Annotated in this window: 13 protein-coding genes; 10 read left to right on the top strand and 3 right to left on the bottom strand. The window is 72.1% G+C overall.

The genetic code is table 11. From position 1 onward, the window contains the following. Positions 1-111: 111 nt before the first annotated feature. On the bottom strand, positions 112-2,784 hold the full coding sequence (glgP, locus tag ACQ9ZG_RS24275; protein WP_499281225.1) for an alpha-glucan family phosphorylase: 2,673 nt from the start codon (positions 2,782-2,784) through the stop codon (positions 112-114). 726 nt (positions 2,785-3,510) lie between these two features. On the opposite strand from glgP, the gene ACQ9ZG_RS24270 reads away from it, so the two are divergent. The 4 genes from ACQ9ZG_RS24270 to glgB all read left to right on the top strand — a co-directional run bounded on the left by ACQ9ZG_RS24270 (position 3,511) and on the right by glgB (position 11,509). After that, a complete protein-coding gene (locus ACQ9ZG_RS24270; protein ID WP_499281224.1) occupies positions 3,511-5,529 on the top strand; it encodes an alpha-1,4-glucan--maltose-1-phosphate maltosyltransferase in 2,019 nt (672 codons plus the stop codon). Beyond that, complete coding sequence (gene treS, locus ACQ9ZG_RS24265; protein WP_018492249.1) at positions 5,526-7,232, top strand: maltose alpha-D-glucosyltransferase; 1,707 nt, start codon at positions 5,526-5,528, stop codon at positions 7,230-7,232. The genes ACQ9ZG_RS24270 and treS overlap by 4 nt, the downstream gene beginning before the upstream one ends. Positions 7,233-7,484: 252 nt before the next feature. Then, positions 7,485-8,915, top strand: coding sequence for a maltokinase N-terminal cap-like domain-containing protein (locus ACQ9ZG_RS24260; protein WP_499281223.1), 1,431 nt, complete (start codon positions 7,485-7,487; stop codon positions 8,913-8,915). 65 nt (positions 8,916-8,980) lie between these two features. Then, positions 8,981-11,509, top strand: coding sequence for a 1,4-alpha-glucan branching enzyme (glgB, locus tag ACQ9ZG_RS24255; RefSeq protein WP_499281222.1), 2,529 nt, complete (start codon positions 8,981-8,983; stop codon positions 11,507-11,509). A gap of 118 nt (positions 11,510-11,627) precedes the next feature. Here glgB and ACQ9ZG_RS24250 read toward each other — a convergent pair whose 3' ends face one another. Next, positions 11,628-12,986 carry a cation:dicarboxylate symporter family transporter gene (locus tag ACQ9ZG_RS24250; RefSeq protein WP_026238270.1) on the bottom strand — a complete coding sequence of 453 codons (1,359 nt, stop codon included), beginning with the start codon at positions 12,984-12,986 and terminating at the stop codon, positions 11,628-11,630. A gap of 159 nt (positions 12,987-13,145) precedes the next feature. On the opposite strand from ACQ9ZG_RS24250, the gene ACQ9ZG_RS24245 reads away from it, so the two are divergent. The 3 genes from ACQ9ZG_RS24245 (at position 13,146) to ACQ9ZG_RS24235 (ending at position 16,408) form a co-directional block, all read left to right on the top strand. Continuing rightward, positions 13,146-14,849, top strand: a complete 1,704-nt coding sequence (locus ACQ9ZG_RS24245; protein WP_028416425.1) for a sensor histidine kinase — start codon at positions 13,146-13,148, stop codon at positions 14,847-14,849. Continuing rightward, positions 14,846-15,520 (top strand): response regulator, encoded by a 675-nt coding sequence (locus ACQ9ZG_RS24240; RefSeq protein WP_028416424.1) that lies wholly within the window; start codon positions 14,846-14,848, stop codon positions 15,518-15,520. Before ACQ9ZG_RS24245 ends, ACQ9ZG_RS24240 begins: the two co-directional genes overlap by 4 nt. 264 nt (positions 15,521-15,784) lie before the next feature. Then, a complete protein-coding gene (locus ACQ9ZG_RS24235; RefSeq protein WP_018492243.1) occupies positions 15,785-16,408 on the top strand; it encodes a helix-turn-helix domain-containing protein in 624 nt (207 codons plus the stop codon). A gap of 49 nt (positions 16,409-16,457) precedes the next feature. Here ACQ9ZG_RS24235 and ACQ9ZG_RS24230 read toward each other — a convergent pair whose 3' ends face one another. Then, the gene (locus ACQ9ZG_RS24230) at positions 16,458-17,483 is read right to left on the bottom strand and encodes an ATP-dependent 6-phosphofructokinase (RefSeq protein ID WP_018492242.1); all 1,026 of its coding nucleotides are present in this window, start codon (positions 17,481-17,483) and stop codon (positions 16,458-16,460) included. A 316-nt stretch (positions 17,484-17,799) separates the two neighbouring features. Here ACQ9ZG_RS24230 and pta point away from each other — a divergent pair, with 316 nt between their 5' ends. The 3 genes from pta (at position 17,800) to pyk (ending at position 22,651) form a co-directional block, all read left to right on the top strand. Further along, complete coding sequence (gene pta / locus ACQ9ZG_RS24225; RefSeq protein ID WP_028416422.1) at positions 17,800-19,881, top strand: phosphate acetyltransferase; 2,082 nt, start codon at positions 17,800-17,802, stop codon at positions 19,879-19,881. Continuing rightward, positions 19,878-21,149 (top strand): acetate kinase, encoded by a 1,272-nt coding sequence (locus tag ACQ9ZG_RS24220; RefSeq protein WP_499281221.1) that lies wholly within the window; start codon positions 19,878-19,880, stop codon positions 21,147-21,149. Before pta ends, ACQ9ZG_RS24220 begins: the two co-directional genes overlap by 4 nt. Positions 21,150-21,223: 74 nt before the next feature. Next, the gene (gene pyk, locus ACQ9ZG_RS24215) at positions 21,224-22,651 is read left to right on the top strand and encodes a pyruvate kinase (RefSeq protein ID WP_028416420.1); all 1,428 of its coding nucleotides are present in this window, start codon (positions 21,224-21,226) and stop codon (positions 22,649-22,651) included. Positions 22,652-22,724 lie beyond the last annotated feature (73 nt).

Below are 22,724 nucleotides of genomic sequence, written 5' to 3'. Positions count from 1 at the left end.
CGCCCGACCCCGGGCACCACAGCGCCACCGCACCACCACATGACCGAACGGCCCGGCAGGGGTTCTGCTCCCCTGCCGGGCCGTTCGCCGTCTCCGCCGTACGGGCCAGGCTCAGCGCATCAGCACGCCGGCGCCCTCCCCCGTGGCCTCGTCCGGCACGGCCACCAGCCCCAACTCGGCGCCCGATGCCAGCAGTTCGTGCGAGGGCAGGACGCGGACGGTGTAGCCGTACGGTCCCGTCCGGTCCAGGGCGAGCGGGCCCTCGTACAGCCAGCGGTCCTCCAGGTCGTGGCCGCCCGCCGGCTTCAGCGGGAAGACCTGGGCGTCCGCGATGGCGTCGGCGGAGTCCACCCGGCCCGCGACGACCTGCACCTCCACGTCGTCCGGCGCCAGCCCGCCGAGCGCGATCCGCACCCGGAGGGACAAGGTCGCCCCCAGCTCGGCCGAACCGCCCGCCACCGTGTCGGTGACCGACTCCACGTGGTCGACGGAGACGTCCGGCCAGGCCGCCCGGATCCTCGCCTTCCACTCCGCGAGATCCCGCGCCACCGCCGGGCCGAGCGCCCGCCGGGAGAGCGCGGCGGGGGCGTAGAGCCGCTCCACGTACTCACGCACCATCCGCCCCGCGAGCACCTTCGGCCCCAGGTTGACCAGGGTCGAGCGGACCATCTCGATCCACCGGTCCGGCAGCCCCTCCGCACCCCGGTCGTAGAAGCGCGGGGCGACCCGGTCCTCGATCAGGGCGTACAGGGCGTTGGACTCCAGCTCGTCGCGCCGGTCCTCGTCGACCGCGGAGCCGTCGGCGGTGGGGATCTCCCAGCCGAAGTCGGGGTCGAACCACTCGTCCCACCAGCCGTCGCGCACCGAGAGGTTGAGGCAGCCGTTGAGCGCGGCCTTCATCCCGCTGGTGCCGCACGCCTCCAGGGGGCGCAGCGGGTTGTTGAGCCAGACGTCGCAGCCCGGGTAGAGCTTCTGCGCCATGCCCATGCCGTAGTCCGGCAGGAAGACGATCCGGTGGCGTACGCGCGGGTCGTCCGCGAACCGCACCAGCTCCTGGACCAGCCGCTTGCCGCCGTCGTCGGCGGGGTGGGCCTTGCCGGCGACGACGATCTGGATCGGGTGCGTCGGGTGGAGCAGCAGCTCCCGCAGCCGGTCGCGGTCGCGGAGCATCAGCGTCAGCCGCTTGTACGAGGGGACGCGGCGGGCGAAGCCGATGGTCAGGATCTCCGGGTCGAGGACGTCGTCGATCCACCCCAGCTCGGCGGTGCCCGCGCCGCGCCTGCGCCAGGAGGCATAGAGGCGGCGGCGGACCTCGGTGACCAGCTGTCCGCGCAGCTCGCGGCGGAGTTCCCAGATCTCCCGGTCCCCGATGCCGCCCACCGCGTCCCAGCGGCGCGGGGTGCCGGGCTGCCGCTCGGGACCGCCGTCCGCCACCGGTCCGCCGGCCAGCACCTGGTGGGCGCGGTCGGTGCCGATCTGCCCGGCGCCGAGGCGGAAGACCTCGGGGGCGACCCAGGTGGGGGCGTGGACCCCGTTGGTGACGGAGGTGATCGGCACGTCCGCCGGGTCGAACCCCGGCCAGAGCCCGGAGAACATCTCCCGGCTGACCGACCCGTGGAGGGTGGAGACCCCGTTGGCGCGCTGGGCGAGGCGCAGCCCCATGACCGCCATGTTGAACAGCTCGGGCGCCCCGCCGGGGTAGGTCTCGCGGCCCAGCGGCAGGATCTTCTCCACGGGGACGCCCTGCAGCTCGCCGTCGTCTCCGAAGTGGCGGGCGATCAGCTGCCGGTCGAAACGGTCTATCCCGGCGGGCACCGGGGTGTGGGTGGTGAAGACGGTCCCGGCCCGGACCACTTCGAGGGCGGCGTCGAAGTCGAGCCCGTCGGCGGCCAGTTCGCGGATGCGCTCCAGGCCGAGGAAGCCGGCGTGCCCCTCGTTGGTGTGGAAGACCTCCGGCTCGGGGGTGCGGGTGAGCCGGCACCAGGTGCGCACGGCGCGCACGCCGCCGATGCCGAGCAGCATCTCCTGGAGGAGGCGGTGGTCGCTGCCGCCGCCGTAGAGCCGGTCGGTGACGTCGCGTTCGCCCGGTGCGTTCTCCTCGACGTCGGAGTCGAGCAGGAGGAGCGGGACGCGGCCGACCCGGGCCAGCCAGATGCAGGCGTGCAGCGAGCGGCCGCCGGGCAGGGCGAGCACCACCCGGGCGGGGGTGCCGTCGGCCTCGCGGACCAGGTCGAGCGGGAGTTCGTTGGGGTCGAGGACCGGATAGTGCTCCTGCTGCCAGCCCTCGCGGGAGAGGCTCTGGCGGAAGTAGCCGTGCCGGTAGAGCAGGCCGACGCCGATGAGCGGGACGCCCAGGTCGCTGGCGGCCTTGAGGTGGTCGCCGGCCAGGATGCCGAGGCCGCCGCTGTACTGCGGCAGGGCTGCGGTGACGCCGAATTCGGGTGAGAAGTAGGCGATGGCGGAGGGGAGTTCGGCTCCGGCCGCCTGCTGTTCCTGGTACCAGCGGGGACCGTCCAGGTAGTCCTTCAGGTCGGCGGAGGCCTCGGCCAGGCGGCCCAGGTACGCCTCGTCCCGGCCCAGTTCGGCCAGGCGCCCCGCGGTCAGGGAGCCGAGCAGCCGTACGGGGTCGGCGTCCGCGGGCCGCCACCCCTCGGGGTCGGCGGACCGGAAGAGCTCGCGGGTCTCGGTATGCCACGACCAGCGCAGGTTGCGCGCGAGGTCGTGGAGGGGTCGGAGGGGTTCGGGGAGGACAGGACGCACGGTGAATCGACGAATGGCCTTCACGTACTCCACCTTTACAGGGGACTTGCGCATCCGAGGGGACGCACGACGGTGTGCGCCCTTCCGTCACCCTCGACGGTAGCGGCCGTCCGCGGCCCGGGGCCACGGCGCGCGGACGGCTCACCGGGGTCGGGCACGGCCCGCGCGCGCCGCCCACCACGAGCCACACCCGCACCGCCCACCCTCTCCCACCCCACCCTTCACCTGCGGGTTTGGCCGATTTCCTGCCCGTACGCAGCCTTGTGGACCTTCGTGTCACAGGGAAGGCTGCCGTGTGGCGCCGCAGAGCGGGTATCCGGAACCTGTGAGGGCGCCGCGGGCTCCGTACGCCCACCGGGGCGCACGCGCCGGGCGCGACCGGACCGGACCGGGGCGCGACCGGGGCACGACCGGCGGTTACGACCGGCGGTTACGACCGAGTAGTTAACACAGCGCCGGATTTCCCGTGAACACGTGCGGGGAAGGCTTTCCGCGTACGTCCGGTACGCAGTCGGACCCGGCCCGCACGCCCTCCCGATGCAGTCGAAACATGCGCGAAACCCCCGCGACCCACCCATTCGAGTGCCATTCGAGTGAACGCGGACAGGAGCGGCCATGCCCACAGCCCGTCAGCACAGAGCCGAGCAGCTACAAAGGACAGATCCCCATCATCGCGGCACGCGCGGTCGGTCCTCCGCTTCCGTGCCGTCACCCGTGCACACCGAGCTCCTCCAGCCCCCAGGTGATTCCATGATCGGTCGAATTCCCGTCCTCGACGTCCGTCCCCTCGTCGACTGCGGCAGACGGGCGGCGAAGGCCGTCGTCGGTGAGACCTTCGAGGTCACCGCCACCGTCTTCCGCGAAGGCCATGACGCGGTGGCGGCCAACGTCGTGCTGCGCGATCCGAGCGGACGGGTGGGACCGTGGACCCCGATGCGCGAACTGGCCCCGGGCACGGACCGGTGGGGCGCCGAGGTGACGCCGACCGCCGAGGGGCGGTGGACGTACACGGTGGAGGCCTGGAGCGATCCGGTCACCACCTGGCGCCACCACGCGGCGATCAAGATCCCGGCGGGGATCGACACCGATCTGGTGCTGGCGGAGGGCGCGGCCCTGCTGGAGCGGGCCGCCGCCGGGGTGCCGAAGAAGAGCGGCCGGGAGGCGGTCCTCGCCGCCGTGGACGCGCTGCGCGACACCGCGCACGCCCCGGCCGCCCGGCTGGCCGCCGCCTGGACCCCGGCCGCCGAGGCCGTGCTCGCCCGCCATCCGCTGCGCGAACTGGTCACCCGGTCCAAGCCGCTGGCGGTGCGCGTGGAGCGCGAGCGGGCGCTGTACGGATCGTGGTACGAGCTGTTCCCTCGCTCGGAGGGCGCGAAGCGGGTGCCGGTGGACCCCTCCGACACCTCGCCGGACGCACCGACCCGCCTGGTGAGCGGCACCTTCCGTACGGCGGCCGAGCGGCTGCCGGCGGTCGCCGCCATGGGGTTCGATGTCGTGTACCTGCCCCCGATCCACCCGATCGGGACCACCCACCGCAAGGGCCCGGACAACACCCTCACGGCCGGTGAGCACGATCCGGGCGTGCCGTGGGCGATCGGTTCGCCGGACGGCGGGCACGACGCGGTCCACCCGGAGCTGGGGACGCTGGCGGACTTCGACCACTTCGTGGAGGTGGCCCGCAATCTGCGGATGGAGATCGCGCTCGACTTCGCGCTCCAGTGCTCGCCGGACCACCCGTGGGTGAAAGACCACCCGGACTGGTTCCACCACCGCCCCGACGGCTCGATCGCGTACGCCGAGAACCCGCCGAAGAAGTACCAGGACATCTATCCGATCGCCTTCGACCAGGACATGCGCGGTCTGGTGGCGGAGACCGTACGGGTCCTGCGCTTCTGGATGGACCACGGCGTCCGTATCTTCCGCGTCGACAACCCGCACACCAAGCCGGTGGTGTTCTGGGAGAAGGTCATCGCGGAGATCAACGGCTCCGACCCCGATGTCGTCTTCCTGGCGGAGGCGTTCACCCGCCCGGCGATGATGCACACCCTGGGCGCGGTCGGGTTCCAGCAGTCGTACACGTACTTCACCTGGCGGAACACCAAGCGGGAGCTGACGGAGTACGTCACGGAGCTGGCGGGCGAGGCCGCCTCGTACATGCGGCCCAACTTCTTCGTGAACACCCCGGACATCCTGCCGGGGTACCTCCAGCACGGCGGCCGCCCGGCCTTCGAGGCGCGGGCCGTGCTCGCCGCGACCCTCTCCCCCAGCTGGGGCGTGTACGCGGGGTTCGAGCTGTGCGAGAACACCCCGGCCAAGCCGGGGAGTGAGGAGTACCTGCACTCGGAGAAGTACGAACTGCGCCCGAGGGACTGGGAGTCGGCCGAGCGCGAGGGCCGCACGCTGACCCCCCTGATCACCTCGCTCAACCGGATCCGACGCCACAACCCCGCGCTCCGGCAGCTGCGTGACGTCCACTTCCACCACGTCGACAACGAGTCGCTGCTCGTCTACAGCAAGCGCTCGGGGTCGAACACCGTTCTGGTGGTCGTGAACCTCGACCCTCACCACACCCAGGAGGCCACGGTCTCGTTGGACATGGAGCGGCTCGGCCTCGAAGGGCACGAGCGCGTACCGGTGCGCGATCAGCTCACCGGCGACACCTATCACTGGGGCAGGACCTTCTATGTGCGCCTAGAGCCGGGCATCACGCCCGCGCACATCGCCGTCCTGCGACCGTCCCCGCCGACCGGAGGGTCACCCACACCATGATCGTCAATGAGCCTGTCCACGACACGTTCGAGGACACTCCCGCCAAGGACCGCGATCCCGACTGGTTCAAGCGAGCCGTCTTCTACGAGGTGCTCGTCCGGTCCTTCCAGGACTCCAACGGCGACGGAATCGGCGACCTCAAGGGCATCACCGCCAAACTGGACTATCTCCAGTGGCTCGGTGTCGACTGCCTCTGGCTGCCACCGTTCTTCAAGTCCCCGCTGCGCGACGGCGGTTACGACGTCTCCGACTACACCGCGGTCCTGCCGGAGTTCGGTGACCTCGCCGACTTCGTCGAGTTCGTGGACGCCGCCCACCAGCGCGGCATGCGCGTCATCATCGACTTCGTCATGAACCACACGAGCGACCAGCACGAGTGGTTCCAGCAGTCCCGCACGGACCCGGACGGGCCGTACGGCGACTACTACGTCTGGGCGGACGACGACAAACAGTTCCAGGACGCCCGGATCATCTTCGTCGACACCGAGACGTCGAACTGGACCTTCGACCCGGTGCGCAAGCAGTACTACTGGCACCGCTTCTTCTCCCACCAGCCGGACCTCAACTACGAGAACCCGGCGGTCCAGGAGGAGATCCTGGCGGCGCTCCGCTTCTGGCTGGACCTGGGTATCGACGGCTTCCGGGTCGACGCGGTGCCCTACCTCTACCAGCGCGAGGGCACCAACTGCGAGAACCTCCCCGAGACCCACCACTTCCTCAAGCGGGTCCGCAAGGAGATCGACGCCAACTACCCGGACACCGTGCTCCTCGCCGAGGCCAACCAGTGGCCCGAGGACGTCGTCGACTACTTCGGCGACTACGAGGCGGGCGGCGACGAGTGCCACATGGCGTTCCACTTCCCCGTCATGCCGCGCATCTTCATGGCGGTGCGCCGCGAGAGCCGCTACCCGGTCTCCGAGATCCTCGCCAAGACCCCGGCGATCCCGAAGAACTGCCAGTGGGGCATCTTCCTCCGCAACCACGACGAGCTGACCCTCGAAATGGTCACGGACGAAGAGCGCGACTACATGTACGCGGAGTACGCCAAGGACCCGCGGATGCGCGCCAACATCGGCATCCGCCGGCGGCTGGCCCCGCTGCTGGACAACGACCGCAACCAGATCGAGCTGTTCACCGCCCTGCTGCTGTCGCTGCCCGGCTCCCCGATCCTCTACTACGGGGACGAGATCGGGATGGGCGACAACATCTGGCTGGGCGACCGGGACGCGGTCCGCACCCCGATGCAGTGGACGCCCGACCGCAACGCCGGGTTCTCCTCCAGCGATCCGGGGCGGCTCTACCTCCCCACGATCATGGACCCGGTCTACGGCTACCAGGTCACCAACGTGGAGGCGTCGATGGCGTCGCCGTCCTCGCTGCTGCACTGGACCCGGCGGATGATCGAGATCCGCAAGCAGAACCCGGCCTTCGGGCTGGGCGAGTACACCGAACTGCCCTCGTCCAACCCGGCGGTGCTGGCGTTCACCCGTGAGTACAAGGACGACCTGGTCCTGTGCGTGCACAACTTCTCGCGGTTCGCCCAGCCCACCGAGCTGGATCTGCGGTCGTTCAACGGACGCCATCCGGTGGAGCTGATCGGCGGGGTGCGCTTCCCGGCCATCGGCCAGTGGCCCTACCTGCTGACCCTGGCGGGACACGGCTTCTACTGGTTCCGGCTGCGCAAGGACGCGCCGCCGGCCTGATGGACGGCCGCGTCGGCCCGAGGGTGGCCGACAGCTCGTGCGGGGCGGTTTCCCCCGTCCCGCACGGGGCACTCTGACCGAAACGAAAGGCCTTGGGCCTTCACGGTTCCCCCGCCTTCGGCCTTTCCCGGTTCCGCCGTTCGAGTCCGTACGGACCTTCCTCTCCCGACACGTCCCGCACAGCCGGACAGCCATTGCCGCAATCCGGGACACTCTTCGCATCCTGTGTGCCCGGGGAAAGGACGCGATGCCATGTCGGAGGCTGCATCCAGTCACGTCGCCCTGGCGAAGACCACGACGAGCACAAGGAACAGCGCGACCCAGAGCAGTACCGTGGACGGCACCCTGCTGCCGTCCCTCGCCCCTCTGCTGCACGCCTGGCTGCCCCGGCAGCGGTGGTTCGCCGGCAAGGGGCGGCCGGTCACCGGCTTCTCACTGGTCTCGGCCACCGAGATGCTGCCGCTGGACGGCACCGCGGGGCCGGGCCTCCTCCACCTCCTGGTCCGGGCCGAGCAGCCCGAGCGGTCCGCCCGCCCGGCGGACGACTGCTACCAACTCCTCATCGGCGTACGGACATCGCTGCCGACCACGCTCGCCGCGGCCCTGATCGGCCGGGTCGAACACGGGCCGCTGGCCGGACTGACGGCGTACGACGCGCTGCACGACCCGCGGCTGGCGGGCCTTCTGCTGGAACGGTTCCGCCGCCCCGGCACGCTCGGCGCCCTCCGCTTCGAACGGACCGCCGCGATCCCGGCCGGGCTGGCGCCCCGGGTGCTGGACGCCGAACAGTCCAACTCCTCGCTGGTCTACGGCGATGCGTTCATCCTCAAGATCTTCCGCCGGGTCTTCCCCGGAGCCAACCCGGATCTGGAGCTGCCGCTCGCCCTGGCCCGCGAGGGGTGCGAACGCGTCCCCGCCCCGATCGCCTGGTTCGAGGCCCCCGGCCCCGAACCGCTCACCCTCGGTGTGCTCCAGCCCTTCCTGCACGGCGCCCGGGACGGCTGGCAGCTCGCTCTGACCGCGCTCACGGCGGGCCGCGACTTCGTCCCCGAGGCGCGGGCGCTGGGCCGGGCCACCGCCGAGGTGCACACCGCCCTCGCCAAGGCGCTGCCCACCCCGGCGCTGCACGGCACCCAGACCCGGCAGCTGGTCGCCCGGATGGTCCAGCGCCTGGAGGCCGCCGCCGACGCGGTGCCCGCCCTCGTCCCGTACGTCCCCGCCCTGCGCACCGCGTTCGACGCCGTCACCGCGCTCGGCCACCGGGGCGGCGGCTGGGCGCAGCAGCGGGTCCACGGCGACCTCCACCTCGGCCAGGCGCTCCGCTCCCCCGACGGGTTCTGGTCGCTGATCGACTTCGAGGGCGAACCGGCCCGCCCGCTGGACGAGCGCCGCCGCCCGGCACCCCCGGTCCGCGATGTGGCGGGGATGCTGCGCTCCTTCGACTACGCGGCCCGCTCGCACCGCCCGTGGAACCCGGAGTGGGCCGCCCGCTGCCGTGCCGCCTACTGCGAGGGGTACGCGCTGGCGTCCGGCACCGATCCGCGCGGTGAGCCGGAGCTGCTGCGCGCCCATGAGACCGACAAGGCGGTGTACGAGGTGGTGTACGAGGCCCGGCACCGCCCCGACTGGCTGCCGGTCCCGATGGCCGCCATCCAGCGCCTGGCCCAGTCCGCCGCGGCCTGATCCCGGGCCACGCCCGCCCGCACCCTCTCCCCTTCCTCCCCCGAGCTCCCGAGGAGGCTGTCCCTGTGACCGCCCGCAAGCCGTCCCGCAAGGCACCCCGCGCCAAGTCCGCAGCCGCCGAAGCCACCACCGCCGATGCGCCTGCCGAGGCCGTGGGCGTGGAGGCCGCACAGCCGACCGGACCGACTCCGGCATCGGCACCGGCTCCGGCTCCGGCTCCGGCTCCGGCAGCCACGTCGGCGCCGGCCGCCGCTCCTGCTCCCGCTTCCGTGTCCGCTTCCGCTTCCGTGAAGGCGAAGGCGAAGGCGCGGGCCGCCGCTCCGGCAGCCGCCGAGACCGCCGCCCCCGCCAAGCGCTCCCGCCCCCGGCGTACGGACGCCGTCCCCCCGCTCCCCCGGCAGGCCGGCGACGGGAGCGCCCGGCCCGCCCCGGCTCTGGACCCCGCCGACCGCGGCCGGCTGCTGGCCGGTGACCACCACGACCCGCACGGCGTGCTCGGCGCCCGGGCGGTCCCGGGCGGGGTGCTGGTCCGGGCGCTGCGCCCGTACGCCCGGTCGGTCACGGTGCTGGCCGAGGGGGCGCGGACCGAACTCCACGACGACGGCGACGGGTTCTTCTCCGGGGTGCTGCCGGTGAAGGAGGTGCCCGTCTACCGGCTCCGGGTCGCGTACGACGACAACACCATCGAGGTCGACGACCCGTACCGCTTCCTGCCCGCCCTCGGCGAGCTGGATCTCCATCTGATCGGGGAGGGCCGGCACGAGGAGCTGTGGCGGGCGCTTGGCTCGGAGCCGATGGTCCACCAGGGGGTGGCCGGGACCCGGTTCACCGTGTGGGCGCCGAACGCGCGCGGGGTGCGGGTGACCGGCGACTTCACCTACTGGGACGGCACGGGCACGCCGATGCGGTCGCTCGGTTCGTCCGGGGTGTGGGAGCTGTTCCTGCCCGGGATCGGGGAGGGCGCGCTCTACAAGTTCGACATCTGCCGCCCGGACGGCTCGCACACGGTCCGGGCCGACCCGATGGCCCGCCGCACCGAGGTCCCGCCCGCGACGGCGTCGATCGTCACCGCCGAGCACCACGAGTGGCAGGACGCGGACTGGATGGCGCACCGGGGCGACCGCCCGGTCCACGAGGCCCCGTTCTCGGTGTACGAGATCCACCTCGCCTCCTGGCGACCCGGCCTGACCTATCGCCAGCTCGCCGAGCAGCTCCCCTCGTACGTCAAGGACCTGGGCTTCACGCATGTGGAGCTGATGCCGGTCGCGGAGCACCCCTTCGGCGGCTCCTGGGGCTACCAGGTCACCGGGTTCTACGCCCCGACCTCACGGATGGGGACCCCGGACGACTTCCGGTTCCTGGTGGACGCCCTGCACCGGGCGGGCATCGGCGTCATCATGGACTGGGTCCCGGCCCATTTCCCGCGCGACGAGTGGGCGTTGGCGGAGTTCGACGGGCGTCCGCTGTACGAGCACGCCGACCCGCAGCGGGCCGCGCACCCGGACTGGGGGACGCTGGAGTTCGACTACGGCCGCACGGAGGTGCGCAACTTCCTGGTCGCCAACGCGACATACTGGTGCGAGGAGTTCCACATCGACGGACTGCGGGTCGACGCAGTCGCCTCGATGCTCTACCTCGACTACTCCCGCGAGGACGGCCAGTGGTCGCCCAACGAGTTCGGCGGGCGGGAGAACCTGGACGCGGTCGCCTTCCTCCAGGAGATGAACGCCACGGTCTACCGCCGCAACCCGGGCGTCGTCACCATCGCGGAGGAGTCCACCGCCTGGGACGGGGTCACCCGGCCCACCGACAGCGGCGGCCTGGGCTTCGGGCTGAAGTGGAACATGGGCTGGATGCACGACTCGCTGGTCTACGTGTCCAAGGAGCCGGTGCACCGCAAGTACCACCACAACGAGATGACGTTCTCGATGGTGTACGCCTACAGCGAGAACTACGTCCTGCCGATCTCGCACGACGAGGTGGTGCACGGCAAGCGGGCGCTGGTGGCGAAGATGCCCGGCGACTGGTGGCAGCAGCGCGCTGACCACCGCGCCTATCTCGGCTTCATGTGGGCCCACCCGGGCAAGCAACTCCTCTTCATGGGACAGGAGTTCGCCCAGGGCGCCGAGTGGTCCGAGAGCCACGGACCGGACTGGTGGCTGCTGGACCCGGCGTACGACGCCTCCGGCGACCACCGGGGCGTGCGCACGCTCGTGGGTGATCTGAACGCGGTGTACGGGGCGGTGCCCGCGCTCTGGCAGCGCGACACCGTGCCGGAGGGGTTCAGCTGGGTCGACGGCGGGGCGGCCGAGGACAACGTCTTCGCCTTCCTGCGCTACGACGCCGACGGCTCCCCGCTCCTCGCGATCTCGCACTTCTCCCCGGTGGTCCGCCACGACTACCGCCTCGGGGTGCCGGAGACCGGGATGGAGGGGTGGGTGGAGGTCCTCAACACCGACGCGGAGCGGTACGGCGGCAGCGGCGTGACCAACGAGGAGCCGCTGAAGGCGGAGGCGGTGCCCGCACACGGCCGCCCGGCCAGCATCTCGCTGACGCTGCCGCCGCTGGCCACGGTCTGGTTCCGGCCCGCCTGAGCCGGACGGCCCGAGGCCCGACCCGGACGGTCCTCCGGGGCGCGGACGGCAAGGACACCCGTACCGGGGGATACGGGTGTCCTTGGGTGGGGGGTGTCGCAGTGGCTTGGAGGGCCCGTCAGACCTTGGCGGGCTCGGCCGCCTTCTCGCGCGGCTCGGGTACGTCGGCGGGGGCGCCGTGACCGTCGTCCACCAGCGTCTTCTCGTCGAACGGGATCTGGCCGGCGAGGACCTGGCCCACCCGCTCCTTGTCGATCTCCTTGGTCCAGTGGCCGACCAGGACCGTGGCGACCGCGTTGCCCGCGAAGTTGGTCAGGGCGCGGGCCTCGCTCATGAAGCGGTCGATGCCGACGATCAGGCCGACGCCGTCGACCAGTTCGGGGCGGTGCGACTGGAGCCCGCCCGCGAGGGTGGCGAGGCCGGCGCCGGTCACGCCCGCCGCTCCCTTCGAGGCGATGATCATGAAGATGAGGAGCGAGATCTGCTCGCTCGCGCTCAGCGGGTCGCCCATCGCGTTGGCGATGAAGAGCGAGGACATCGTGAGGTAGATCGCGGTGCCGTCGAGGTTGAAGGAGTAGCCGGTCGGCACGGTGATGCCGACGACCGGCTTGCTGACCCCCAGGTGCTCCATCTTCGCGATGAGCCGCGGCAGGGCCGACTCCGAGGAGGAGGTGGAGAGGATGAGCAGGAACTCGCGGCCCAGGTACTTCAGCAGCGAGAGCAGGTTGACCCCGGCCACCAGGCGCAGGATCGCGCCGAGCACCACGAAGACGAAGAGCGCACAGGTGACGTAGAAGCCGATCATGATGATCGCCAGGGACTTCAGGGCGTCGAGCCCGGTCTCCCCGACCACCGCCGCGATCGCGCCGAACGCGCCGACCGGGGCGGCCCACATGATCATGGCGAGGATGCGGAAGACGAGCCGCTGGATGTGGGTGATGCCCCGGATGATCGGCTCGCCCGCCGAGCCCATCGCCTGGAGCGCGAAGCCCGCGAGGAGCGCGACCAGCAGGGTCTGGAGCACCTCGCCCGCCGTGAAGGCCGAGACGATCGTGGTCGGGATGATGCCGAGCAGGAAGTCCACCGTGGACTCGCTGGCGCCGGACGCCTGCTTCTCCCCGGCCGCGCGGGCCGCCTCGGTGATGTGGAGGGTGGAGCCGGGCTCCAGGAAGTTGCCGACCAGCAGGCCGATGGCGAGGGCGACGGTCGACATGGCGAGGAAGTAGCCGAGCGCCAGCCCGCCGACGGCGCCGACCTTGGCCGCCTTGCGCACCGAGCCGACGCCCAGCACGATCGTGCAGAAGATGATCGGGGAGATCATCATCTTGATCAGGTTCACGAAGCCGGCGCCGATGGGCTTCAGCTCGACGGCCACCCCGGGGGCCACGAAGCCCACCAGGATGCCGAGCGCCACGGCGGCGATCACGGCGATGTACAGGTAGTGGGTGCGGTCCCGTTGTTTGGCTGCCACAGCCATGGTGGGGCTCCTCGGCTCGGTCAGGGGGTGCGCCCCCGTCCCTGGGGGCTCCGGTGACTATCCACCGCCCTGTGACCCCGGTCACCCTTGCGTTCATATCGTTCACGGGCGCTTTCGAGCCACTGGGGAGCAGGCGGTCCGGCGAGGCAGACTGTGGGCATGCGCCTCCCCCGTACCCGCCCCCGCAGCCTGGCCGGGCAGCTCTTCGCCATGCAGGTCGTGCTGATCGCCGCCGTGGTGGCCGGGTGCGCGGTCTTCGCGTACGTCTCCGGCTCCTCGCAGGCGGAGCAGACGGCGGCCCGGCAGGTGCGGGCCGCGGCGCTGGCGGTGGCCGATTCCCCCTCCGTACGGGAGGCCATCCGCACCCCGGACCCCTCCGCCGCGCTCCAGCCGTACGCGGAGCAGGTGCGCCGGGACACCGGGATCGCCTTCATCACGATCATGGACACCGACCGGAAGCGGTGGACGCACCCGGACACCGCGCAGATCGGGGAGACCTTCCTCGGCCACACCGAGGAGGCGCTCGCCGGGGCGACCTTCACCGAGACCTACACCGGCACGCTCGGCCCCTCGATACGGGTGGTCACCCCGGTCCGCGACGGCAAGGAGATCATCGGCCTGGTCAGCGCGGGCATCACCGTCGACCGGGTCTCCTCGCAGGTGCGCGAACAGCTCGGCGCCCTCGCGCTGGCGGCGGGCGGGGCGCTGGCGCTCGGCGGGATCGGCACCTACGTGATCAACGCCCGGCTGCGGCGGCACACCCACGGGATGAACGCGGCCGAGCTGAGCCGGCTGCACGACTACCACCAGGCCACCCTGCACGCGGTGCGCGAGGGGCTGCTGATGCTGGACGGACAGCGCCGGATCGCGCTCATCAACGACGCGGGGCGGGAGCTGCTGGGGCTCGGCCCGGAGACGGAGGCGGTCGGCCGCACCGTGGCGGAGCTGAATCTGCCCGCACCGCTCACCGGGGCGCTGCTGGCGTCGGAGGCGCGCGTGGACGAGCTGCATCTGACGGCGGAGCGGGTGGTCGTGGTCAACACCCGTCCGGTGGTGGGCGGGGAGCGCCGGGGCACGGTGGTGACCCTGCGGGACCACACGGAGCTCCAGGCGCTCACCGGTGAGCTGGACTCCGAGCGCGGCTTCACGCAGGCGCTGCGCTCGCAGGCCCACGAGGCGGCGAACCGGCTGCACACGGTGGTGTCGCTGATCGAGCTGGGGCGGGTGGAGGAGGCCGTGGAGTTCGCCACGGCGGAGCTGGAGCTGGCCCAGGTGCTGACCGACCGGGTGGTGGGGGCGGTGGAGGAGCCGGTGCTGGCCGCGCTGCTGCTGGGCAAGGCGGCCCAGGCCCATGAGCGGGGCGTCGAGCTGGAACTGGCGGAGGACAGCCTGATCGACGACGGGGCGCTGCCGCCGTCGCTGGCCCAGCGGGACCTGGTGACGATCCTCGGCAATCTCATCGACAACGCGGTGGAGGCGGCCTCGGAGGGGGCGGAGGAGGCGGAAGGCGCCCCCGGCGCCCCGGAGGCCGCCGTGCCGGGGCAGCGTACGGGCTCGCAGGGGGGAGCCGGGCGGGCCCGGGTCACCGTGACCGCGCTCGCCGACGGGCGGGAGCTGCTACTGCGGGTCTCGGACACCGGGGCGGGCATCGGGCCCGAGGAGGCGGAGGAGGTGTTCCGGCGCGGCTGGTCGACCCACGGGGCGGGGCGCGGGCTGGGCCTGGCGCTGGTGCGGCAGGCGGCCCACCGCAACGGCGGGTCGGTGGAGCTGGACCGGGCGCCGGAGGGCGGGGCGCGGTTCACCGTACGGCTGCCGCTCGGGGACCGTACGGCTCCGGTCCGTCCGAAGGAGGTCACGGCATGATCCGGGTGCTGGTGGTGGAGGACGATCCGGTGGCCGCCGACGCGCACCAGCTGTACGTGGAGCGGGTGGCCGGTTTCACCGTGGCCGCCGTCGCCCACACCCGGGCGGAGGCCGTACGGGTCCTGGAGCGCACCCCGGTCGATCTGCTGCTGCTCGATCTGTATCTGCCCGACGGGCACGGGCTCGGGCTGCTGCGGTCGCTGCGGGCCGCCGGGCACGGGGCGGACGTGATCGCGGTGACCTCGGCGCGGGACCTCGCGGTGGTGCGGGAGGGGGTGTCGCTGGGGGTCGTGCAGTACGTGCTGAAGCCGTTCACGTACCCCACGCTGCGGGACCGCCTGGTGCGGTACGCGGAGTTCCGGGGCGCCGCCGGAGAGGCGAGCGGGCAGGAGGAGGTGGACCGGGCGCTGGGCGCGCTGCGGGTCGCCGAGCCGGCCGCCCTGCCGAAGGGGCTCAGCGGGCCGACCCTGGAGGCGGTGACCCGGGTGCTGCGGGAGTCGGCGGAGGGGGTGACGGCGGCGGCCGCCGGGGAGCGGCTCGGGATCTCGCGGATCACCGCGCGCCGCTATCTGGAGCATCTGGTGACCGTGGGGAGCGCGGCGCGCCGTCCGCATTATGGGCAGGTCGGCCGACCTGAACTCCATTACCGCTGGCTGGCCGGGGGCCGCTGAATCCGCATCCGCCGCCCACAGGGCAAGCGCTTGCCGCAAGGGCGCACGGTAGCGCCGGGGCGGAGCTACCCGGAGTAAGGAAAGCGCTGGTAGGGCGCTTGTTTGCGTACCGCCCGCCCGGTTCGCGCTAGGAGGTTCGTACGAAGCGTGTTCCGGACGGGACAGACCGTAGCCAGGGCGTCGGCGGACTCCTACGGTGGGCCCGTGCACCCCACCCCGCCCTTCAACGCCCCCGCCGCGCGCCGACTCCGTGAGGCACTGGGGATGGCGCCCGGCCATGTCGCCTACGGTCTCGCCGCCCAGTACGGACTCCGCATCCCCGCCGAGACCGTCGTCGCCTGGGAGCGCGGCCTCGCGACCCCCGGCGAACGCGAGCTGACCGCCCTGGCCGGCGTCCTCTGGTGCGCCCCGGGCGAACTGCTGGCCGCCGCCTCCACCCTGCGCGAGCACCGGCTCAGCCGGGAGCTGTCGGTGGACGACCTGGCGCGGCAGCTCGGGATGACCGGGGCCTCGTACCTGCGCATGGAGGAGACCGGGCGCTGGAAGGGCAACGAGCGCCAGTCCGCCGCTCTCTGCCGGGCGCTCGGCCTGTCACCGGCCCAGTTCCTCACGGCCACCGGCCGCGACGAGGAGCTGTCCGAGCTGCTGACGAGTGCGGTGACCACCCGCTGGCAGGCGTACGTCCGCCCGGTGGCGAAGATCGTCCCGCTGGAGCGGGCCCGGATCCAGGAGGTCCTGGAGCAGCTGCACGCCGACTACCAGGCGCTGATGGTCTCGACCCTGAGCTGGAGCAGCACGGGCCAGGAACGGTCCGGGTCGACGGGCGACGCGGGACGGGCGTTCCTGGCCCGGGTGGTGGACCAGTTCTGGCGGACGGCCGGGGTGTGAGCCCCCTACGGAACCGGACGTACGCCCCTGGAGGGCCGGGCGCACGCGGCTAGAAGACCGACTCCGCCTCGTCCATCCGGGCCACCGGGACGCGCTTGAGCTGGGTGACCGCGTCCGCGAGCGGGACCATGGCGATGTCGGTGCCGCGCAGGGCGGTCATCCGGCCGAAGTCGCCGCGGTGCACGGCCTCCACGGCGTGCCAGCCGAAGCGGGTGGCGAGGACCCGGTCGTACGCGGTGGGGGTGCCGCCGCGCTGGACATGGCCGAGGATGACCGGCCGGGCCTCCTTGCCGAGCCGGGTCTCCAGCTCGACGGCGAGGCGGTTGCCGATGCCCTGGAAGCGCTCGTGGCCGTACTGGTCGATGGCGCCCTTGGCGTACGGCATGGAGCCCTCGGCCGGGTGCGCGCCCTCGGCGACGCAGATGACGGCGAACTTCTTGCCCCGGGCGAACCGCTCCTCGACCATCTTGACCAGGTCGTCGACCGCGAAGGGGCGCTCGGGCAGGCAGATGCCGTGGGCGCCGCCGGCCATCCCGGACTCCAGCGCGATCCAGCCCGCGTGGCGGCCCATGACCTCGACGACCATCACCCGCTGGTGGGACTCGGCGGTCGTCTTGAGACGGTCTATGGCCTCGGTCGCGACGCCCACGGCGGTGTCGAAGCCGAAGGTCCGGTCGGTGGCGGAGATGTCGTTGTCGATGGTCTTCGGGACGCCGACGACCGGCATGCCCGCGTCGGAGAGCATCCGGGCCGCCGTCAGCGTGCCCTCGCCGCCGATCGGGATGAGCGCGTCGATGTCGTAACGGCGGGCCAGCTCCTCGCAGTTCTCGGCGGCCTCGCGCAGCCGGTCGCGCTCCAGGCGGGCGGAGCCGAGGATGGTGCCGCCGCGGGCCAGGATGCCGCTGACCGCGTTGAGGTCGAGGGGACGGAAGTGGCCGTCGAGCAGCCCCTTGAAGCCGTCCTCGAAGCCGATGACCTCGTCGCCGTGGCCCACGACGGCGCGGTGGACGACCGACCGGATCACTGCGTTCAGGCCGGGGCAGTCGCCGCCCGCGGTGAGAATTCCGATGCGCATCGAGGTGTGTCTCCTGCTCGCTAGTCGCGCTTTTCCGGGAGGCCGACCGGGGCGGCCTCCGTGCCCTGAACCAGCTCGATTGTTTCACGCCCGGCACGGACCCCGCGCTTTCGGCCGGGCGGGGCGGATGGGCCGGGAGCGGGTAGGGGGGTCCCGGAGGCGGAAACTCCGGCGGGCGGCATAGCGGCCCGCGCAGGTATCGTCAAGAGTCAATGCAGGCCAATGCCGCATTCCTCGGGACGCCGGGGACAGCGCGGGGAGACCCCCCGCGTCCCGGACCCCGGGTGCGGCAGCGCACAACGACGGGAGAGCACGCGTGGCGCGGAGCGTGTACGTGACCGGGATCGACCGGGGGGACGGCCGGCAGGTCGTCGAGCTGGGAGTCATGGAGCTTCTGACGCGTCAGGTGGACCGGGTCGGGGTCTTCCGTCCGCTGGTCCACGACGGCCCCGACCGGCTCTACGAGCTGCTGCGGGCGCGCTACCGGCTCTCCCAGAGCCCGGCGTCGGTCTACGGCCTGGACTACCACGAGGCCTCCACCGTGCAGGCCGAGAAGGGCACCGACGAGCTGGTCTCGCTGCTGGTCGAGAGGTTCCACCAGGTGGCCCGGGAGTACGAGGTGGTGCTCGTCCTCGGCAGTGACTTCGCCGCCACCCAGCTCCCGGACGAGCTGGCGCTGAACGCGCGTCTGGCCAACGAGTTCGGCGCCTCGGTGATCGCGGTCGTCGGGGGCAAGGGCCAGACCGCGGAGTCCGTGCGCGCCGAGACCCGCAACGCCTACCGCGCCTACGCGGGCCTGGGCTGCGACGTGCTGGCGATGGTGGTGAACCGGGTCGCCCCGGAGGACCGGGCGGCGATAGCCGAGCGGCTGGCGGCCCGGCTGCCGGTGCCCGTCTCCGTGCTGCCGGACGACCCGGCGCTCTCCGCCCCGACCGTCGCCCAGGTCACCGCGGCGCTGAACGGCACGGTGCTGCTCGGGGACGACTCGGGGCTGGCGCGCGACGCGCTGGACTTCGTCTTCGGCGGGGCGATGCTGCCGAACCTGCTGAACGCGCTGACGCCCGGCTGCATGGTGGTGACGCCCGGGGACCGGGCCGACCTGGTGGTGGGGTCGCTGGCCGCGCACAGCGCGGGGACCCCGCCCATCGCGGGCGTCCTGCTGACCCTGAACGAGCGCCCCGGCGAGGAGATACTCACCCTGGCCGCCCGGCTCGCACCGGGGACCCCGGTCGTCTCGGTGGCCGGTGGCTCCTTCCCCACCGCGGCCGAACTCTTCACCCTGGAAGGCAAGTTGAACGCGGCGACGCCCCGCAAGGCGGAGACCGCGCTCGGCCTCTTCGAGCGCCACGTGGACACCGGTGCCCTGCTGGAGCGGATCTCGGTGGCCCGCAGCGGCCGGGTCACGCCGATGATGTTCGAGCACGAGCTGCTGGAGCAGGCCCGCTCCGACCGCAAGCGCGTGGTGCTGCCCGAGGGCACCGAGGAGCGGGTGCTGCGCGCGGCGGACGTGCTGCTGCGCCGGGACGTCTGCGACCTCACCCTCCTCGGCGATGTGGACACCATCCGCAAGAAGGCCGCCGACCTCGGCATCGACCTCGCCGAGACCCAGATCATCGACCCGCAGACCTCCGAGCTGCGCCAGGTGTTCGCCGAGCGGTACGCACAGCTCCGGGCGCACCGCGGAGTGACGGTGGAACTCGCGTACGACGCCGTGGCGGACGTCAACTACTTCGGCACGCTGATGGTGCAGGAGGGGCTGGCCGACGGAATGGTGTCCGGCTCGGTCCACTCCACCGCCGCCACGATCCGCCCGGCCTTCGAGATCATCAAGACCAAGCCGGACGCCTCGATCGTCTCGTCCGTCTTCTTCATGTGCCTGGCCGACAAGGTCCTCGTGTACGGCGACTGCGCGGTCAACCCGGACCCGGACGCCGAGCAGCTCGCGGACATCGCGGTGCAGTCGGCGGTGACGGCGGCCCGCTTCGGCGTCGAGCCCCGGATCGCGATGCTCTCGTACTCCACCGGCACCTCCGGCTCCGGCGCGGACGTCGACAAGGTGCGCGAGGCCACCGAGCGGGTACGGGCCTCGCGGCCGGAACTGCGGGTGGAGGGGCCGATCCAGTACGACGCGGCCGTCGAGCCGACCGTCGCGGCGACCAAGCTCCCGGACTCCGAGGTGGCCGGGCAGGCGACGGTCCTGATCTTCCCGGACCTCAACACCGGCAACAACACCTACAAGGCCGTGCAGCGCTCGGCGGGCGCGGTGGCGGTCGGCCCGGTGCTCCAGGGTCTGCGCAAGCCCGTCAACGACCTCTCCCGGGGGGCGCTCGTCCAGGACATCGTCAACACGGTGGCCATCACGGCGATCCAGGCGCAGGGCGAGGAGCGCCCCGCATGACGACCCCCGCACCCGACCACGAAAGCACGGCAGCCCCTGTGGAACCGCACCGCGTCCTCGTCCTCAACTCCGGCTCCTCGTCGGTGAAGTACCAGCTGCTCGACATGCGCGACCGCTCGCGCCTCGCCTCCGGGCTGGTGGAGCGGATCGGCGAGGAGACCTCCCGGCTGGTGCACACCCCGCTGGCCGGCGGCGGCGACGGGCCCCGGGAGCGTACGGGCCGGATGGCCGACCACGGCGCGGCGCTCCGGGCGGCGGCCGAGGAGCTGACGGCCGACGGGCTCGGCCTGGACTCCCCCGAACTCGCCGCGATCGGCCACCGGGTGGTCCACGGCGGGCTGCGGTTCACCGCGCCGACCGTGGTCACCGACGAGGTGCTGAAGGAGATCGAGCGGCTGGTCCCGGTGGCCCCGCTGCACAACCCGGCCAACATCACCGGTATCCGTACGGCGCGGGCGCTGCGCCCGGACCTGCCGCAGGTGGCGGTCTTCGACACGGCGTTCCACACGACGATGCCGGAGGCGGCCGCCCGGTACGCGATCGACGTGGAGACCGCCGACGCGCACCGCATCCGCCGCTACGGCTTCCACGGCACCTCCCACGCGTACGTCTCCCGGAGGACGGCCGAGCTGCTGGGCAAGGCACCGGAGGACGTCAACGTCATCGTGCTGCACCTGGGCAACGGGGCCTCCGCCTCGGCGGTCGCGGGCGGGCGGTGCGTGGAGACCTCCATGGGGCTGACGCCCTTGGAAGGGCTCGTGATGGGTACGCGCTCCGGGGACATCGACCCGGCGGTCACCTTCCACCTCAAGCGGGTGGCGGGGATGTCGGCGGACGAGATCGACGTCCTGCTCAACAAGCGGAGCGGGCTGGTCGGGCTCTGCGGCGACAACGACATGCGGGAGATCCGCCGCCGGATCGACGAGGGCGACGAGCGGGCCGCGCTCGCCTTCGACATCTACATCCACCGGCTGAAGAAGTACATCGGCGCGTACGCGGCGGTGCTCGGCCGGGTGGACGCGGTGGCGTTCACGGCGGGGGTCGGGGAGAACTCGGCCCCGGTGCGGGAGGCTGCCATCGCGGGTCTGGAGGGATTCGGCCTCGCGGTGGACGCCGGGCTCAACGCCCGACGGTCCGTTGAGCCGCGGCTGATCTCGCCGGAGCACGCACGGGTGGCGGTCGCCGTGGTGCCGACGGACGAGGAGCTGGAGATCGCCGACCAGACGTTCGCGCTCGTCGCCCCGGACGCCGGACAGCTCGACAACTGAGCACCCCCGCGCCCCTTTGTATCTTCCACCAGACGGAATATTCCGCAGCGAAACAAACCGATAGGATCCGCCTCATGCGCCGTTCCAAAATCGTCTGTACCCTCGGTCCCGCCGTCGACTCCCATGAGCAGCTCGTCGCTCTGATCGAGGCCGGCATGAGCGTGGCCCGTTTCAACTTCAGCCACGGCTCCCACGAGGAACACCAGGGCCGTTACGACCGTGTCCGCAAGGCGGCCGCCGAGACCGGCCGCGCCGTGGGCGTGCTCGCCGACCTCCAGGGCCCCAAGATCCGGCTGGCGAAGTTCGCCGAGGGCCCGGTCGAGCTGGTCCGCGGGGACGAGTTCACCATCACCTCCGAGGACGTCCCCGGCGACAAGTCGATCTGCGGCACCACCTACAAGGGGCTGCCCGGCGATGTCGTCAAGGGCGACCCGATCCTGATCAACGACGGCAACGTCGAGCTGAAGGTCGTCGCGGTCGAGGGCCCCCGGGTGAAGACCATCGTCATCGAGGGCGGTGTCATCTCCGACCACAAGGGCATCAACCTGCCCGGCGCGGCGGTCAACGTCCCGGCCCTCTCCGAGAAGGACGTCGAGGACCTGCGCTTCGCCCTGCGGATGGGCTGCGACCTGGTCGCCCTCTCCTTCGTCCGGGACGCGAACGACGTCAAGGACGTGCACAAGGTGATGGACGAGGAGGGCCGCCGGGTCCCCGTCATCGCCAAGGTGGAGAAGCCGCAGGCGGTCGAGCACATGGAGGGCGTCGTCATGGCGTTCGACGGTGTGATGGTGGCCCGTGGCGACCTGGCGGTGGAGTACCCGCTGGAGAAGGTCCCGATGGTGCAGAAGCGCCTCATCGAACTGTGCCGCCGCAACGCCAAGCCGGTGATCGTGGCGACCCAGATGATGGAGTCGATGATCACCAACTCGCGGCCCACCCGCGCCGAGGCGTCCGACGTCGCCAACGCGATCCTGGACGGCGCGGACGCGGTCATGCTCTCGGCCGAGTCGTCGGTGGGCGCGTACCCGATCGAGACGGTCAAGACGATGTCGAAGATCGTCGTCGCCGCCGAGGAGGAGCTGCTCTCCAAGGGCCTCCAGCCGCTGGTGCAGGGCAAGAAGCCCCGTACGCAGGGCGGTTCGGTGGCCCGCGCCGCCTGCGAGATCGCGGACTTCCTCAACGGCAAGGCCCTGGTCGCCTTCACCCAGTCCGGCGACACCGCCCGCCGCCTCTCCCGCTACCGCGTGGCCCAGCCGATCCTGGCCTTCACCACGGACGAGAACACCCGCAACCAGCTCGCCCTGAGCTGGGGCGTCGAGTCGTACATCGTCCCGCACGCGGACAACACCGACGCGATGGTCGACCTGGTCGACGCGGAGCTGCTGAAGCTGAACCGCTACAACACCGGTGACACGATGGTCATCACCGCCGGCTCGCCCCCCGGCATCCCCGGCACCACCAACATGGTCCGGGTCCACCACCTGGGCGGCGGCGAGGGCTAGGGAGCGTCCGGCGGATCAGGACCGGACACCCCCTGGTCCCCCAGCCCCTGTTCCGTACGACCGTGGGCCGTAC

The organism is Streptomyces araujoniae, assembly GCF_050871195.1.
GTDB classification, from domain to species: domain Bacteria; phylum Actinomycetota; class Actinomycetes; order Streptomycetales; family Streptomycetaceae; genus Streptomyces; species Streptomyces bacillaris.
The sequence above is the reverse complement of the archived record's forward strand: the minus strand, read 5'-3'. Positions and strand labels throughout refer to the sequence as shown.

What these genes read in the sequence shown, in the direction of transcription:
- treS (WP_018492249.1), top strand. Translation starts at nt 5,526, where the DNA reads ATGATCGTCAATGAGCCTGTCCACGACACGTTCGAGGACACTCCCGCC.
- ACQ9ZG_RS24250 (WP_026238270.1), bottom strand. Translation starts at nt 12,986, where the DNA reads ATGGCTGTGGCAGCCAAACAACGGGACCGCACCCACTACCTGTACATC.
- ACQ9ZG_RS24235 (WP_018492243.1), top strand. Translation starts at nt 15,785, where the DNA reads ATGGCGCCCGGCCATGTCGCCTACGGTCTCGCCGCCCAGTACGGACTC.
- pyk (WP_028416420.1), top strand. Translation starts at nt 21,224, where the DNA reads ATGCGCCGTTCCAAAATCGTCTGTACCCTCGGTCCCGCCGTCGACTCC.
- ACQ9ZG_RS24230 (WP_018492242.1), bottom strand. Translation starts at nt 17,483, where the DNA reads ATGCGCATCGGAATTCTCACCGCGGGCGGCGACTGCCCCGGCCTGAAC.
- ACQ9ZG_RS24240 (WP_028416424.1), top strand. Translation starts at nt 14,846, where the DNA reads ATGATCCGGGTGCTGGTGGTGGAGGACGATCCGGTGGCCGCCGACGCG.
- ACQ9ZG_RS24270 (WP_499281224.1), top strand. Translation starts at nt 3,511, where the DNA reads ATGATCGGTCGAATTCCCGTCCTCGACGTCCGTCCCCTCGTCGACTGC.
- ACQ9ZG_RS24260 (WP_499281223.1), top strand. Translation starts at nt 7,485, where the DNA reads ATGTCGGAGGCTGCATCCAGTCACGTCGCCCTGGCGAAGACCACGACG.
- ACQ9ZG_RS24220 (WP_499281221.1), top strand. Translation starts at nt 19,878, where the DNA reads ATGACGACCCCCGCACCCGACCACGAAAGCACGGCAGCCCCTGTGGAA.
- ACQ9ZG_RS24245 (WP_028416425.1), top strand. Translation starts at nt 13,146, where the DNA reads ATGCGCCTCCCCCGTACCCGCCCCCGCAGCCTGGCCGGGCAGCTCTTC.